The sequence below is a fragment of the Stutzerimonas chloritidismutans AW-1 genome (assembly GCF_000495915.1).
In the GTDB taxonomy this organism is placed as follows: Bacteria; Pseudomonadota; Gammaproteobacteria; order Pseudomonadales; family Pseudomonadaceae; genus Stutzerimonas; species Stutzerimonas chloritidismutans.
In genome coordinates this window covers 79,882-93,831 of the sequence record NZ_AOFQ01000032.1, presented here as the reverse complement: position 1 = coordinate 93,831, position 13,950 = coordinate 79,882, and the positions used below count along the sequence as shown (strand labels likewise).

The following is a 13,950-nucleotide window of genomic DNA, read 5'->3' as shown; positions in this document are numbered from 1 at the left end:
TCAAGCCCAGCGAGGCCCGAGATGAAGTTGAACGAAGCGAATCTGCCACAGCTGCCGGGCCCTATCGCGCGCCCCGACTACCGCCTGGCCGAGGTCACCACCGGCATCGCCCATATTGGCGTGGGCGGTTTTCACCGTGCCCATCAGGCAGCCTACACCGATGCGCTGATGAACACCGGCGAGGGGCTGGAGTGGGGCATCTGCGGCATCGGCACACGCGCCGAGGAGCGCGCGATGCGCGATGCACTGACCGCGCAGGACTACCTCTACACCCTGGTCGAGCTCGATGACCGGCCCGATACCGAGGTCCGCGTGATCGGCAGCATTCGCGACATGCTGCTGGTGGGCGAGGATGGTTCCGAGGCGGTGGTTGCCCGCCTGGCCGATCCGGCGATTCGCATCGTCTCGCTGACCATCACCGAGGGTGGCTATTGCATGGATGACAGCACCGGCGAATTCAACGCCAAGCTGCCGCATATCCAGCACGACCTAGAGAATCCTCGAACCCCGATTAGCGTCTTCGGCCTGCTGTGCGCAGCGTTGGCCAAACGCCGCGGACAGGGCCTACCGGCATTCACGGTGATGTCCTGCGACAACCTCCCCCACAACGGCGACGTGACCCGCAAGGCCACACTGGCCTTCGCCGGCCTGGTCGATGCCGACCTGGCCGGCTGGATCGAGCGCAACGTCAGCTTCCCCAACGCCATGGTCGACCGCATCACGCCCATGACCAGCGCGGCCCATCGCCAGGACCTGGAGCGTCAGCACGGCCTCGATGACGCCTGGCCAGTGGTCTGCGAACCCTTCGTGCAATGGGTGCTGGAAGACCGCTTCGTCGCCGGCCGCCCGGCCTGGGAAAAGGTTGGTGTGCAGTTCACCGATGACGTTTCGCCCTACGAGGAGATGAAGATCAAGCTGCTCAACGGCAGCCACCTCGCGCTGACCTACCTCGGCTTCCTGCGCGGTTATCGCTTCGTCCACGAAACCATGGCCGATCCGCTGTTCGTCGAGTACATCCGCCGCTACATGGACGAGGACGTCACCCCACAACTGGCACCCGTGCCCGGCATCGATCTCGCTCGCTACAAGCAGACGCTGATCGAGCGCTTCTCCAACCGTGCCATCGCCGATCAGCTGGAACGGGTGTGCTCCGATGGCTCGTCGAAGTTTCCCAAGTTCAGCGTGCCGACCATCGACCGCCTGATCGCCGATAACGCCGCCCTGGACCGCGCCGCCCTGGTGGTCGCCGCCTGGGCGCTGTATCTGCGGGGCGCAGATGAAAACGGCGTGCCGTACCACATCCCCGATCCGCGCGCGGATTTCTGCCAGTCCCTTGTTGCGGAGGACGACGGCCTCGCCGAACGTCTGCTCGGGCGCGAGGAGATCTTCGGCACGCAGATTCCCCGTTCGCTCGCCTTCCGCGAAGCCTTCGAGCGCAACCTGCTGCGGCTGCGCACGTTGGGGGTCAGCGGCACCCTTGATCTGTTGCTGACGCAGTGACGGGGTGCGGCATGTTTCTCGGGATCGATTGCGGCACCCAGGGCACCAAGGCGCTGTTGCTCGACGCCAGCAACGGGCGCGTGCTCGGCCAGGGCTCGGCCGGCCACGATTTGATCAGCGGACCCAATGGCCGGCGCGAGCAGGACACCGAGCAGTGGACCGCCGCCTTCGCTAGCGCCACCGCCGCGGCACTCGCCGAGGCCGGAGTCGACGGCGATGCCGTGCTGGGCATTGGTGTATCCGGGCAGCAGCATGGCTTGGTTACGCTCGATGCCGCGGGCCGCGTGTTGCGCCCGGCCAAGCTCTGGTGCGACACGGAGTCGGCTACGGAGAATCAGCGCCTGCTCGACTGGCTGGGCGGTGAACAGGGTTCGCTGCAACGCCTCGGTATCGTCATCGCACCGGGCTACACGGTATCCAAGCTGCTGTGGATGAAGGAGCAGCACCCCGCGCTGTTCGCTCGCATCGCCCATATCCTGCTACCCCACGACTACCTCAATTACTGGCTGACCGGGCGTTGCGTAAGCGAATACGGCGACGCCTCCGGCACCGGCTATCTCGATGTGCGCACCCGGCAGTGGGCGTTCGACATCCTGCGGTATGTCGATCCCAGCGGCCGTCTGGAGGCGGCGCTGCCGGAGCTGATCGAACCCCATCAGCCGGTCGGCCGGCTACGCCCCGAACTTGCCGTCCGGCTGGGCCTGAACTCCCAGGCCATCGTGGCGAGCGGCGGTGGTGACAACATGATGGGCGCCATCGGCACCGACAACATCCGCCCCGGCGCGATCACCATGAGCCTGGGAACCTCCGGCACGCTCTACGCGTTCTCCGGGGAACCTCGGATCAGTCCGCAGCCATCAGTCGCGACGTTCTGCTCGTCCAGCGGGGGCTGGCTGCCGCTGATCTGCACCATGAACCTGACCAACGCCAACGCGGCGATACGCGACCTGCTGGAGCTGGACCTCGATGCGTTCAACGCGCTGGTGGCGCAGGCACCGATCGGCTGCGAGGGCGTCACCATGCTGCCGTTTCTCAACGGCGAGCGCGTCCCCGCCCTGCCCCAGGCCAGCGCCAGCCTGCACGGCCTGACCGCCGACAACCTGACCCGCGCCAATCTCTGCCGCGCGGTGCTCGAAGGCGTGACCTTCGGCCTGCGCTACGGGCTGGACCTGCTGCGCGAAAGCGGCATTCGCGGCGAGCGGATTCAGCTCATCGGCGGCGGCGCGAAGAACCCGCTGTGGCGGCAGATCGTAGCCGACATGATGGCGACGCCGGTGGTCTGCGCCCGCCACAGCGAAGCCGCGGCGCTGGGTGGCGCGATCCAGGCGGCGTGGTGCCATGCCAGACAGCGCGATCCCGCGGCGAGCCTCGCCGAGCTGTGCCAGCGCTGTGTCAGCCTCGACGAGACCACGGCGGTCGCGCCTGACACCGCCGCGGTTCTGGCCTACGAGCAGGCCTATCGGCGCTATCGGCAACTGGTAGCCAGCATCTACGGTCAGCACACGCCACCGGACCTGACGCCGGTCGCCTCCTGATGCGCAGCGCTCGGTCGGCAGGGAAATAGTTCATAAAAAAGGCAAAGCCACGGCGTGTGGCTTTGCCTTTGATCCTGCGCCTGGGACGACGCCTCAGCGGCTGCGCAGCGCCTCGCGCGGCACGTACTTGCCCAGCTCGTGACGGGCGATGGCCACCCGATGCACCTCGTCTGGGCCATCGGCCAGGCGCAGCGTGCGCTGCATCGCCCACCAGTGCGCCAGCGGGAAGTCCTCGGAAACACCAGCGCCGCCGTGAATCTGGATGGCGCGATCGATGACCTTCAGCGCCACGTTGGGTGCGACCACCTTGATCTGTGCGATCTCGCTGGCGGCGATCTTGTTGCCTACGGTATCCATCATGTACGCCGCGTTCAGCGTCAGCAGGCGCGCCATGTTGATCTCGATGCGGCACTCGGCGATGTAATCGAAGTTGGCACCCAGCCGGGCCAGCGGCTTGCCGAAGGCGGTGCGGCTGACGGCGCGTTCGCACATCAGCTTCAGTGCACGTTCAGCAACGCCGATAGAGCGCATGCAGTGGTGGATGCGCCCAGGGCCAAGACGGCCCTGGGCGATCTCGAAGCCTCGGCCTTCACCGAGAATGACGTTCTCGTAGGGCACTCGCACGTTTTCCAGCAACACTTCCGCGTGGCCGTGCGGGGCGTCGTCGTAGCCGAACACCGGCAGAGGGCGCAGCACCTTCACGCCGGGAGCATCCATCGGCACCAGGATCATCGAGTGCTGGGCATGGCGCGGCGCGTCAGGGTTGGTCAGGCCCATGAAGATCATGATCTTGCAGCGCGGGTCGCAGGCACCGGAGGTCCACCATTTGCGACCGTTGATGACCCACTCGTCGCCCTCGCGCACCGCGCGGGCTTCCATGTTGGTCGCGTCGGACGAGGCCACGCCCGGCTCGGTCATGCCGAAGGCCGAACGGATTTCGCCGCGCAGCAACGGTTCCAGCCACTCGCGCTTCTGCGCCTCGCTGCCGTAGCGCACCAGCACTTCCATATTCCCGGTGTCCGGTGCCGAGCAGTTGAACGCCTCCGGGCCAAGCCCCGAGCTACCCATGATTTCCGCCAGCGGTGCGTATTCGGTGTTGTTCAGGCCGGCGCCCAGTTCCGATTCCGGCAGAAACAGGTTCCACAGCCCTTCTGCCTTGGCCTTGGCCTTGAGCTCCTCGACGATAGCGGTCGGCTGCCAGCGGTCACCTTCGGCGACCTGCTGGTAGAACACCTTTTCGGCGGGATAGACGTGAGCATCCATGAACGCTTGCACGCGCTCTCTCAGCTCTTGAACCTTCGGGGAGTAGGCGAAATTCATGGGCGACAACCTTCTGGCAGGTAATGTTTTGTAGTTTTGAATGCTAGAGGAGGCCTGGTGATTTATCTAAGCTATTTTCCTCGTGTATAAACATTCATCACCGATATATGATCGGCGAATTCCGATACACGCCGGAGAGCACAACAATGAACCTGAACAAGGTCGATCTGAATCTATTCATCGTCTTCGATGCCATCTACACCGAAGCGAACCTGACACGCGCCGGGCAGATCGTCGGCATCACCCAGCCCGCCGTTTCCAACGCCCTCGCCCGCCTGCGCGAAACCTTCAACGACCCGCTGTTCGTGCGCACCGCCCAGGGCATGGTGCCGACGCCAATGGCGCAGAACATCATCGGCCCGGTGCGCAATGCGCTGCAGCTGCTGCGGGTGTCGGTGCAGGAAAGCCGGACCTTCAGCCCGGCGCAGGCGAACAAGACCTTCCGCATCAGCATGACCGACCTCACCGAGGCGGTGATGCTGCCGCCGCTGTTCCAGCGCCTGCGCCGACTGGCACCGAACGTGAAGATCGAGAGCATGCTGGCCAAGCGTCGCGAGACGACCAAGGAACTGGCTGCCGGCCGCCTGGATTTCGCCATGGATGCACCGCTCAATACCGACCCGCAGGTGCGCCACGTCAAGCTGCTGGAAGATCGCTACATCTGCGCCATGCGCCGCGGCCACCCGCTGGCCAAGGACAAGCTGACGCTGGAGCAGTACCTGTCGCTGTCGCACATCCATATTTCCAGCCGCCGCAGCGGGCTCGGTCTGGTGGATCTGGCGTTGGGCAAGATGGGTCTGCAGCGCAAGATCGCCCTGCGCTCACAGCACTACCTGATGGCGACCCAGGTGATCGACCAGACCGACATGGCGGTGACCGTTCCCGAGCGTTTCGCCCGGCGCCACAACCTGCACCAGGTCGATCTGCCGGTAGACATCATGCCGCTGGAAACCCACATCTATTGGCATGAAAGCACCGATCAGGACCCGGCCAACCGCTGGATGCGCGAGCAGATGATCGAGATCGCGCAGCAGGTCACCGCGCAGCAGGATCTCTGACGCGCTGGCGGGTGAAAGCCCGCCTCAGGCGCTGTCGCGCATCACCACTTCGAAGCCCACATCGATACAACGCTCCGCAGGCTGCTGACCTCGCATCAGACTCAGCAGCATCTGCGCCGCCAGCTCGCCGATTTCGCCGCGCCGGGTGCGCACGGTGCTCAGCGCCGGATGCATCCAGGCCGCCGCCGGCAGGTCGTTGAAACCGGCAATCGCCAAACGCCCCGGCACGTCGAGCCCCAGCTGATGGGCGCGAAACAGCGCCCCGAGGGCCAGGTCGTCGTTGTTGAAGAACACCGCGTCGATCTGCGAGTGCTGCGCCAGCAGCCGATCCAGCAGCTCCGCGCCGAGGCCTATGGACGACAGCTGCGGCGTCAGCAATTCCAGAGTTGGCTCATAGCGACCCGCCTGGCGCATGGCCTGACGGTAGCCTTCGGCGCGTTGCAGGGTCCGAGGGTCGAGCTGCGCGGCGGCGAAGGCGACGTGACGGTAGCCACGCTCGAGCAAGGTGCGGGTCATGGCCGCGCCGGCTTCCAGTTGCGAGAAGCCTACGCAGTAGTCGTCCGGCCGCTCGCTCAGCTCCATCAGCGTAACCATCGGTGCGGTGTAGTTGGCCAGCACTGCACGGGCGGCATCGCTGCGCTCGAACCCGGTGATCAGCAAGCCGGCCGGCTGATGCGCCAGATAGGCACGCAGCAGTCGTTCGTCCTCTTCGGGGCGATAGTGGCTGACGCCAATCATCATCTCGTAGCCCGCCGGCATCAGCACCCGCTGGATGGCCTCGACGGTGTCGACGAACACCGCGTTGGACAGCGAGGGGATGATCACCGCCACCAGATTGGAACGCGAACTGGCCAGGCTGCGCGCCGCCGGATGCGGCACGTAGCCAAGCGCCTTGACCGCCTGCTCGACGCGCTCACGCAACGCATCGGAAACCAGATCAGGTTGCGACAGCGCGCGGGATGCCGACATCAGCGAGCAGCCAGCGCTGCGCGCGACATCCGAGAGGGTTACCCGCTCGGCAGAGCGGCGTCGGCGTGTGGTCATGCGCGTTCCATTGGTCGAAAGCGGCGGATTCTAGCAGCGGGCATTCTGGGGGCGCCTCCTAAGGTGCGGCCTTTTCCACTTCGGCCTGCACCTGATCGAACAGGTCCTGGCCGACCGCATCGATCACCGTCTGGATCGCCGGCTGCGCCTGCTCACGCATGCGCTGGATTTCCTCGGGACTGACCTCGTTGATCTGCATGCCACGCTCCTTCAGCGCCGCCAGCGCCTGGCTGGCCTCGCGACGGGTATCCTCGCGCTCGGCATCGCGGGCCTTTTCCGCAGCGTCCATGAGGATGCCCTGCTCAGTCGCGGACAGCCCGTCCCACCAGCGCTTGGACACCGTGACGATCCAGGGGCTGTAGACGTGATTGGTCACGCTCAGGTACTTCTGCACCTCATAGAACTTGGACGAGAGGATGGTGTTGTAGGGGTTTTCCTGGCCGTCGACCGCCTTGGTTTCCAGCGCGGTGAACAGCTCGGAGAACGGCAGCGGCACCGCATTGGCGCCCATGCGCTTGAAGGTGTCGATGAACACCGGATTGGGCATCACGCGCAGCTTGATGCCCTCGAAGTCCTCGAGCTTCTCGATCGGCCGCGCACTATTGGTCACGTTACGAAAACCGTTCTCCCAGTACACCAGCCCAACCAGGCCCTTCTCCTCGAGCTTGTCCATCACCTGCCGGCCCACCGGACCGTCCAGTACCTGATCGGCCTGGCGCGGGTCGGTGAACAGGAACGGCGTATCCCACAACGCCATCTCCTTGCTGATGCCGACCAGCGTCGCGGTCGAGCCGACCATCATTTCCTGCGCGCCGCCGATCAGTGCGTTCTGCATCTGGTCGTCCGAACCGAGGCTGGCGGAGGCGAAGGTGCGCACCTTCAGCTTGCCGCCCGAGGCCTTGGCCACCTCCTCGGCCAGCAGCTTGGCTGCCCTGCCCTGGTTGCTGTCTTCGTTGAGGCCGTAACCGAAGCGGATCATGCGTGGGCGGATGTCGTCCGCGGCCTGCGCGTAACCGAGGCTGAGTGTGCTGCCGAGCAAGGCAGCGGCCAGGGTGCTGATGAGAAGTCGTTTCATGTCGCGTTACCTTCTTGTTGTTGGACGTTGGTTTGTTGAGCGCTTGGTTGCACGACCGGCGTTACCGCAGCCAGGCCAGGGGTACGGTGATGATCGAGGGCACGGCGATAAGAAGCCCGACGATCACCAGATAGATAAGGAAGAACGGCATGACGCCGCGCACCAGGGTTTCCATGCGCAGTCGGCCGATGCCGCCGACCACGTTGAGCACCGTGCCCACCGGCGGCGTGATCAGCCCGATGGACCCGATCAGCACGAACATCACACCGAAGTACACCGGATCGATGCCGGCCTTGATCGCGATCGGCGCCAGCACCGGACCGAGGATCAGGATGGTCGGGGTCAGGTCCAGCACCATGCCGACGGCGATCATCAGCAGCATGATGGCGATCATTAGCAGTTTCGGGTCCTGCGCCAGCGGGCCGAGCATTGCAGCGATCTCGTCGGGCAACTGCGCCAGGGTGATCATGTACGCCGACACCGTCGCGGCGGCGCAGAGGAACATCACCGAGGCCGTGGTGCGGCTGGCACGGGTCAGCACCTCGACCAGCCCGGCCCAGTTCAGCTCGCGGTACAGCAGGGTCGAAACGGCCAGGGCATAGACGGCGGCGACCACCGCCGCTTCGGTCGGGGTGAACAGGCCGCCACGCAGCCCGCCGACGATGATCACTGGCAGCATCAGCGCGGCAGCACCGTCGACCAGCACACGACGGCGCTCGGCGGCGCTGGCCTTTTCCTGTTTCGGTTCGTCGATCCGCCGGGCGATCAGCGTCCAGGCAACGATCAGGCCCATGCCCATGATCAGCCCCGGCACCATGCCGGCGAGAAACAACTGGCTGATCGACGTGCCGGTCACCACGCCGTAGATCACGAACGGCATGGAGGGTGGAATGATCGGCGCGATGATCCCCCCCGCCGCCACCAGGCCAGACGACGAACTCAGCGGGTAACCGCGCTCGCGCATCATCGGCAACAGCAGTGTCGCCAGCGCAGCGGTATCGGCCAACGCCGAGCCGGACATGCTGGCCAGCAGCACTGAAGCGGCAATCGCCACGTAACCCAGGCCGCCACGCTTGTGGCCGAAATAGGCCTGCGCCATGGCGATGATGCGCCGCGAGATGCCGCCGGCATTCATCAGCTCGCCAGCAAGGATGAAGAACGGCACCGCCAGCAGCGGGAAGCTGTCAGCGCCGGCCTGAAGATTCTGAGCCAGCAGCTGCACGTCCCAGAAATCCAGGTACCACATCAGCACCGAGCCGGTGAGCAGCAGCGCGAAGGCGATGGGCATGCCAAGCGTCATAAAGCCCAGCAGCGATGAAAGGAAGACGACGACGGTCATACAAGGTCCTCGGTTGGGCAGTGCCCGTATTGTTCTGAATGCGGCGTCGCTTCAGTCCGCGGTGACATTCGCAGCGGCGGTGGCCGATGGCTGATCGCGCCGCCAGACATTGACCAGCTGCACCAGCGCCAATACCGCCAGCGCGACCATGCTGGCGGCCACGGGCAACATCGCCAGGCCCAGCGGATAACCGACTACCGGGCTGTTGATGGTCCAGCCGAACTGCATCTGGTTCCAACCACCCCAGGCCGCCAGGCAGCTCGCAGCTGCCACCAGCAGCCAGCTGAGAGAGTCGACGACGCGGCGGAACAGCCGAGGAAAACGGTCGCGCAGCATGGAAAAGCTCATCAGCTCGCCGCGGCGCATGCTGGAAGCGACGCCAACGAATACCAGCCAGACGAACGCCAGCCGCGACAGCTCCTCAGCGCCGGTCCAGCCAGTGCCGAAGGCATAACGCAGCACCACGCTGGAGAACACAACGATGACCATGAAGGCCATCAACGCGGCCATCAGCCAGTCGGTCAGGCGGTCGAAGTGCTGGGCGACCGTGCCGCTGTAGATCGGCTCGTTGGTCAAAGGTGGCGCCGTGGTAGCGCTATCAAACGGGCGCGAAGAAAGATCGACCCGGGTTTCAATAAGCTCATCCAGACCGGCGCCCTGCATCCAATCGACGATGTGGCGCAGAACGACTTCGCGGGGCTGGCTGGCATCCACGGTCAATACGCCGGGTTCGCCCTCGGGTGATTCGAGGGTGGCGAACTGGCTGTCGACCAGGGAAATCGGCATGAAATGTCCCGGCCTTCCGCCGACGCGCTGCACGGCGGTTTCGTAATCGATGGCCAGATGGGCGAAACGCAGCTCCGGAACCGCACTGCGCAGCAATTCCCGGTAGCTGCGCTTGAGCGCAGAGCAAGCCAGCACGAAGCCGCTGCCTGCCGCCAAAGTGCACTGCATTTCAGCGATCAGCGCGTGCAGCCACTCCACGCGATCGGCGTCGGACAGCGGCGTGCCGGCACGCATGCGCGCCACGTTCTCTGCCGGGTGAAAGTTGTCCGCTTCGATGTGCGGCAGGCCGAGCGCGTCGGCTACGGCGTGGCTGGGGTCCGTCTTGCCGGAACCGCTGACGCCCATGACGACCAGAACCGGAAGCGCGGAAGCCTTTGAGGTATGCACTGAAGGCATGCGAGGAATCCATTGTTTTGCTTGTTTGGCCGAATGTTAGCGCTATCACGCGCCGCGATAAAACTACCACTCGTCGACCGATCGGTCACAAATCGGCTGCATCGAAGCGGTATCCCGGTCGACATTCGCGGCGGCACGACTACAATCGCGCCCCTGTGCAATCGAGGACACCGAGCATGCCCAAAGCCATGTGCCGCCACATTCTGGTCAAGACTGAGGCCGAAGCCGCGCAGCTGAAAAAGCGCATCGCCAATGGCGAAGCATTCGACGTGCTGGCGCGCAAATACTCGACCTGCCCGTCCGGCAAGAAAGGTGGCGACCTCGGCGAAGTGCGCCCGGGACAGATGGTGCGCAGCATTGATCAGGTGATTTTCAAGAAGCCGCTGCGCGAAGTGCACGGCCCGGTAAAGAGCCAGTTCGGCTACCACCTGGTGCAGGTGTTCTACCGCGACTGAGCCAGCGCTCAGCCAAAGCGCTGCAGCTGCATCTCCCGCAGACGGCTGAGCGTGCGACGGAACGGGAATGCCAGATAGCCCTCGGTATACAGCTCGTCCAGTGCCACCTCGGCTTCGATACAGAGAGGAATCCGCCGGTCGTAGCACTCGTCCACCAGCGCGATGAAGCGGCGCACGGCATCATCCCGCGCGGCGAGCCTGGGCAACTGGCGATCACCCGCCGCCACCCGCGCGGCTCCATCCTCGGTGCCGCGGGCAATGCGCCCATCGCGCTGTGTGCCGCCGAGCCTAGGCACGTCACCAATCAGGATCGCCGTGAAACGGTCGCACAGCTCGATGAAGTCCAGTGCCGAAAACGGCTGCTCGCAGAGGTCGGCGAAGCGGCACCAGAGCACCGATTCGCTACGCCGCACGACGTCGAGCTGGCGACGGCTGAGGGCCAATGGCTCGATGCTGAACGCTCCATCGACCAGCGCCTCGAACGTCGCGACCAGTGCGCTGCCACTGTCGGACGGGGCGATCCAGTAGCGCTGCAGCGCAGCGCCAGGACGCAGGCGGTGATCGGCGCCACCATCCACATCCAGCACATGCATGTGCTCCACGATGGCATCGATGGCCGGCAGAAAACGCTCGCGATTGAAGCCGTCTGCGTACAGCTGCTCCGGCGGCTGGTTGGAGGTAGCAACGATCACCACGCCGTGCTCGAAGAGCACCTGGAACAGGCGTCCCAGAATGATCGCGTCGCCGATGTCACCGACGAACAGTTCGTCGAAGCAAAGCACGCGAATTTCTTCCGAAAGCTCTTTGGCCAGCGCCTTTAACGGATCAGCCGTGCCGTTGAGCTGGAACAGCCGGATGTGCACCCAGCGCATGAAGTGATGAAAATGCTGCCGCCGCGACGGAACCGTCAGGCTTGCGTGAAACAGGTTCATCAGCCAGGTCTTGCCACGCCCGACCGGCCCCCATAGGTAGACGCCGAGAGGCAGGTCCGCACCTGAAACCAGTGCCTCATGACAGGCCTGAAGCCGTGCAACGGCGCGCTGTTGAGCCGCATCGGGCACGAAACCGTCTTGCGTAATGGCCTGCTGATAACGTTCAAGGGGCGAGTCGGCGTGCATGATCGTCCGGCGCAAAAGCCGCCATGGTAGCGCGCGACCGCTCAGTTGTGCCCATCCTGCAGCAGTCGCTCGGCCTGGGCGCCGAGCTGCTCGAGCAGCATCGCCTGCGCCGGCAGCAGCTGCTCGTGAACACGGGTCAACGCATAGACCGGCACGCTGATGGCCGGCTCGAGCAGACGGGCCTGCACCTCGCCGCCAGTAGCCGCCAGCGCGGTGAACGGATCGACCAGCGTCACGCCCTGCCCCGACGACACCAGCTGCCGCGCCAGCTGATAGGTCTGCACCCAGGTAACGACGCGCGGCGGCGGATCCAGCTCCTCGATGTGGCCGCGCAACAGGCTGCCCAGTGCATCGCGGGCGTCGATGCCGATCAGCGCTTTACCCGCCAAGGCCTGCAGCCGCAGCGGGCTGTGCAGTTCATCCGGCGGCCACCAGCCAGGCGGCGCGATCACGCGCATGCGTCCCTCGGCCAATAGCTGGCTGCTCAGTCCCGGATGCTCTACCGCCTGCGACGTCAGCCCGAGATCGGCTTCACGCAGCAACAGGGCTTCGACGATTTCCGCCGTGTGCTGCGTGGCGAGCTGACAGACCGTCCGTGGAAATCGCTCGCGCCAGGCGCGCAACGCCTGTGGCAGCAGCGCCTGAGCCAGCGCCGGCGTGCAGATCAGGCGCAGTGCGCACTCCTCGCCCCGGCCGAGGCTGTCTGCAAGCCGCCGCAGATTCTGCAGGTCGATGGCCAGGCGTTCGGTCTGCTGCTGCAACACCCGCGCCTCGGCGGTGGGCTGCAGCTTGCCGCGCACCCGGTCGAACAGCGCAAAGCCAAGTTGCTGCTCTGCATGCTTGAGAATCTTGCTCGCCGCCGGCTGGGAGATATGCAGCAGCTCGGCCGCGGCCGTCAGGCTGCCGGTTTGCAGGATCGCCTGGAACAGTTCGATATGACGCAGCCGCATGCATGTCCCCCTTCAGTCAATCGAGCATAACCGCAGGTTATGGGAACGCTCCATCCTTTCATTGGCCGCCTCGCTGGCACGCGGCCTAGGCTGCGCTGATCGAGTCGGAGGAGCAGTTGCATGCGGGTAGCAGTCATCGGCGCAGGCGTTATCGGGCTTGCCACCGCCTATTCACTGGTGCGCCAGGGGCACAGTGTCGAGCTGATCGAAGGGCGCGACGATGTCGCCTTGGAAACCAGCTTCGCCAATGGCGGGCAGCTCAGCTATCGCTACGTTTCCCCCCTGGCCGATGCCGGCGTGCCGTTGCAGGCGATTGGCTGGATGCTGCGCGGAGCCGATGCCCCGTTGCGTTTCCGACCGCAGGCGAGCCTGCATCAGTGGCGCTGGTGCCTGCAGTTCCTGCTGGCGTGCCGGCGTTCGGTCAACCGGCGCAACGCGGCTCACTTGCTGCGGCTCGCCCTGCACAGCCAGCAGATCCTGCGCAGCTGGCGCGAGCAGGACCAGCTGGACGGCTTCGCCTGGCGCGCCAACGGCAAACTGGTGATCTATCGCGATCAACACAGCCTGCACAAGGGCGCAGCGGCCATCGACGACGAATCAGGGCAGCGGCTGCTGGACGCCGCGCAATGCGTCGACGTCGAGCCGGCGCTGACGCCGTTGGCGGCATCACTGCGCGGCGGCATCTATTCGCCCGGCGACGAGGTTGCCGACTGCCATCTGTTCTGCACCGAACTGCTGCGGCGACTGCGGGCATCGCCTGCGTTTCATCTGCATACCGGCCAATCGGTGAGCGCATTGCGCACCGAAGGCAAGCGCGTCCGCGCGGTCGTGCTCGGGCACGATGACGTCGCCATCGACCATCTGGTAGTGGCGGCCGGCACCGGCAGCGTCGGGCTTCTTCGGCCATTGGGTATCGACCTGCCGATCTACCCGCTCAAGGGCTACAGCCTGACCGTTGCGCTGGCCGACCAGGACCGCGTGCCGCAAACCAACGTCACCGACTACGACAACAAGGTCGTCTATCTCCGCCCGCCTCGATGACCAGCTGCGCGTCGCGGCGATGGTGGATATCGCCGGCTGGGATGCCGGGCTCGACCAGCAACGCATCGCCACCCTGCAACGTCTGGCTGGTGCGACCTTCCCCGGTGCCGGCGACTACCAACGCGCGCGGCAGTGGGCTGGCCTGCGCCCGGCGACGCCCCAAGGTACGCCGCTGATCGGCCGCAGCGGATTCGACAATCTCTGGCTCAACGTTGGCCACGGCAGCCTCGGCTTCACCCTGGCCTGTGGCAGCGCCGACCTGCTCGCCAGCGTAATCGGCGGATCACCACCCGCTGTCTCCCTGGACGGCTTGAGCCTGCCCGCCTGACCACT

11 protein-coding genes and 1 pseudogene are annotated in these 13,950 nt (G+C 65.3%); 5 read left to right on the top strand and 7 right to left on the bottom strand.

The genetic code is table 11. The annotated features are described in order from the left end of the window. Positions 1-21: 21 nt before the first annotated feature. Entirely contained in the window at positions 22-1,500 is a 1,479-nt protein-coding gene (locus tag F753_RS36315) for a mannitol dehydrogenase family protein (RefSeq protein ID WP_023445333.1), read from the top strand. 11 nt (positions 1,501-1,511) lie between these two features. Continuing rightward, the gene (gene xylB / locus F753_RS36310) at positions 1,512-3,035 is read left to right on the top strand and encodes a xylulokinase (RefSeq protein WP_023445332.1); all 1,524 of its coding nucleotides are present in this window, start codon (positions 1,512-1,514) and stop codon (positions 3,033-3,035) included. A 93-nt stretch (positions 3,036-3,128) separates the two neighbouring features. Here the strand turns inward: xylB and F753_RS36305 are convergent, their stop codons facing one another. Beyond that, entirely contained in the window at positions 3,129-4,355 is a 1,227-nt protein-coding gene (locus F753_RS36305; RefSeq protein ID WP_023445331.1) for an acyl-CoA dehydrogenase, read from the bottom strand. 146 nt (positions 4,356-4,501) lie between these two features. Between F753_RS36305 and F753_RS36300 the strand changes: the two genes are divergently transcribed. Next, the gene (locus F753_RS36300; protein WP_011913327.1) at positions 4,502-5,413 is read left to right on the top strand and encodes a LysR family transcriptional regulator; all 912 of its coding nucleotides are present in this window, start codon (positions 4,502-4,504) and stop codon (positions 5,411-5,413) included. Positions 5,414-5,437: 24 nt separating this feature from the next. Here the strand turns inward: F753_RS36300 and gntR are convergent, their stop codons facing one another. The 4 genes from gntR to F753_RS36280 all read right to left on the bottom strand — a co-directional run bounded on the left by gntR (position 5,438) and on the right by F753_RS36280 (position 10,053). Continuing rightward, entirely contained in the window at positions 5,438-6,457 is a 1,020-nt protein-coding gene (gntR, locus tag F753_RS36295; protein ID WP_023445330.1) for an HTH-type transcriptional regulator GntR, read from the bottom strand. A 58-nt stretch (positions 6,458-6,515) separates the two neighbouring features. Beyond that, on the bottom strand, positions 6,516-7,532 hold the full coding sequence (locus F753_RS36290) for a TRAP transporter substrate-binding protein (protein ID WP_023445329.1): 1,017 nt from the start codon (positions 7,530-7,532) through the stop codon (positions 6,516-6,518). Between the two features lie 61 nt (positions 7,533-7,593). Further along, positions 7,594-8,871 (bottom strand): TRAP transporter large permease, encoded by a 1,278-nt coding sequence (locus F753_RS36285; protein WP_023445328.1) that lies wholly within the window; start codon positions 8,869-8,871, stop codon positions 7,594-7,596. Between the two features lie 51 nt (positions 8,872-8,922). Continuing rightward, positions 8,923-10,053, bottom strand: coding sequence for a gluconokinase, GntK/IdnK-type (locus tag F753_RS36280; protein ID WP_023445327.1), 1,131 nt, complete (start codon positions 10,051-10,053; stop codon positions 8,923-8,925). A gap of 176 nt (positions 10,054-10,229) precedes the next feature. Here F753_RS36280 and F753_RS36275 point away from each other — a divergent pair, with 176 nt between their 5' ends. Further along, the gene (locus F753_RS36275; protein ID WP_003285081.1) at positions 10,230-10,508 is read left to right on the top strand and encodes a peptidylprolyl isomerase; all 279 of its coding nucleotides are present in this window, start codon (positions 10,230-10,232) and stop codon (positions 10,506-10,508) included. An 8-nt stretch (positions 10,509-10,516) separates the two neighbouring features. On the opposite strand, the gene zapE is transcribed toward F753_RS36275, so the two are convergent. Together zapE and F753_RS36265 are read right to left on the bottom strand one after the other, a co-directional pair. Further along, positions 10,517-11,626: a cell division protein ZapE gene (zapE, locus tag F753_RS36270; RefSeq protein WP_023445326.1), complete on the bottom strand. Its 1,110-nt coding sequence runs from the start codon at positions 11,624-11,626 to the stop codon at positions 10,517-10,519. A 41-nt stretch (positions 11,627-11,667) separates the two neighbouring features. After that, entirely contained in the window at positions 11,668-12,576 is a 909-nt protein-coding gene (locus F753_RS36265; RefSeq protein WP_023445325.1) for a LysR family transcriptional regulator, read from the bottom strand. Positions 12,577-12,696: 120 nt separating this feature from the next. Between F753_RS36265 and F753_RS36260 the strand changes: the two are divergent. After that, positions 12,697-13,945: pseudogene (locus tag F753_RS36260) on the top strand (D-amino acid dehydrogenase). The last annotated feature ends 5 nt before the right edge of the window (positions 13,946-13,950 follow it).

What these genes read in the sequence shown, in the direction of transcription:
- xylB (WP_023445332.1), top strand. Translation starts at nt 1,512, where the DNA reads ATGTTTCTCGGGATCGATTGCGGCACCCAGGGCACCAAGGCGCTGTTG.
- zapE (WP_023445326.1), bottom strand. Translation starts at nt 11,626, where the DNA reads ATGCACGCCGACTCGCCCCTTGAACGTTATCAGCAGGCCATTACGCAA.
- F753_RS36305 (WP_023445331.1), bottom strand. Translation starts at nt 4,355, where the DNA reads ATGAATTTCGCCTACTCCCCGAAGGTTCAAGAGCTGAGAGAGCGCGTG.
- F753_RS36275 (WP_003285081.1), top strand. Translation starts at nt 10,230, where the DNA reads ATGCCCAAAGCCATGTGCCGCCACATTCTGGTCAAGACTGAGGCCGAA.
- F753_RS36300 (WP_011913327.1), top strand. Translation starts at nt 4,502, where the DNA reads ATGAACCTGAACAAGGTCGATCTGAATCTATTCATCGTCTTCGATGCC.
- F753_RS36290 (WP_023445329.1), bottom strand. Translation starts at nt 7,532, where the DNA reads ATGAAACGACTTCTCATCAGCACCCTGGCCGCTGCCTTGCTCGGCAGC.
- F753_RS36285 (WP_023445328.1), bottom strand. Translation starts at nt 8,871, where the DNA reads ATGACCGTCGTCGTCTTCCTTTCATCGCTGCTGGGCTTTATGACGCTT.
- F753_RS36280 (WP_023445327.1), bottom strand. Translation starts at nt 10,053, where the DNA reads ATGCCTTCAGTGCATACCTCAAAGGCTTCCGCGCTTCCGGTTCTGGTC.
- gntR (WP_023445330.1), bottom strand. Translation starts at nt 6,457, where the DNA reads ATGACCACACGCCGACGCCGCTCTGCCGAGCGGGTAACCCTCTCGGAT.
- F753_RS36315 (WP_023445333.1), top strand. Translation starts at nt 22, where the DNA reads ATGAAGTTGAACGAAGCGAATCTGCCACAGCTGCCGGGCCCTATCGCG.
- F753_RS36265 (WP_023445325.1), bottom strand. Translation starts at nt 12,576, where the DNA reads ATGCGGCTGCGTCATATCGAACTGTTCCAGGCGATCCTGCAAACCGGC.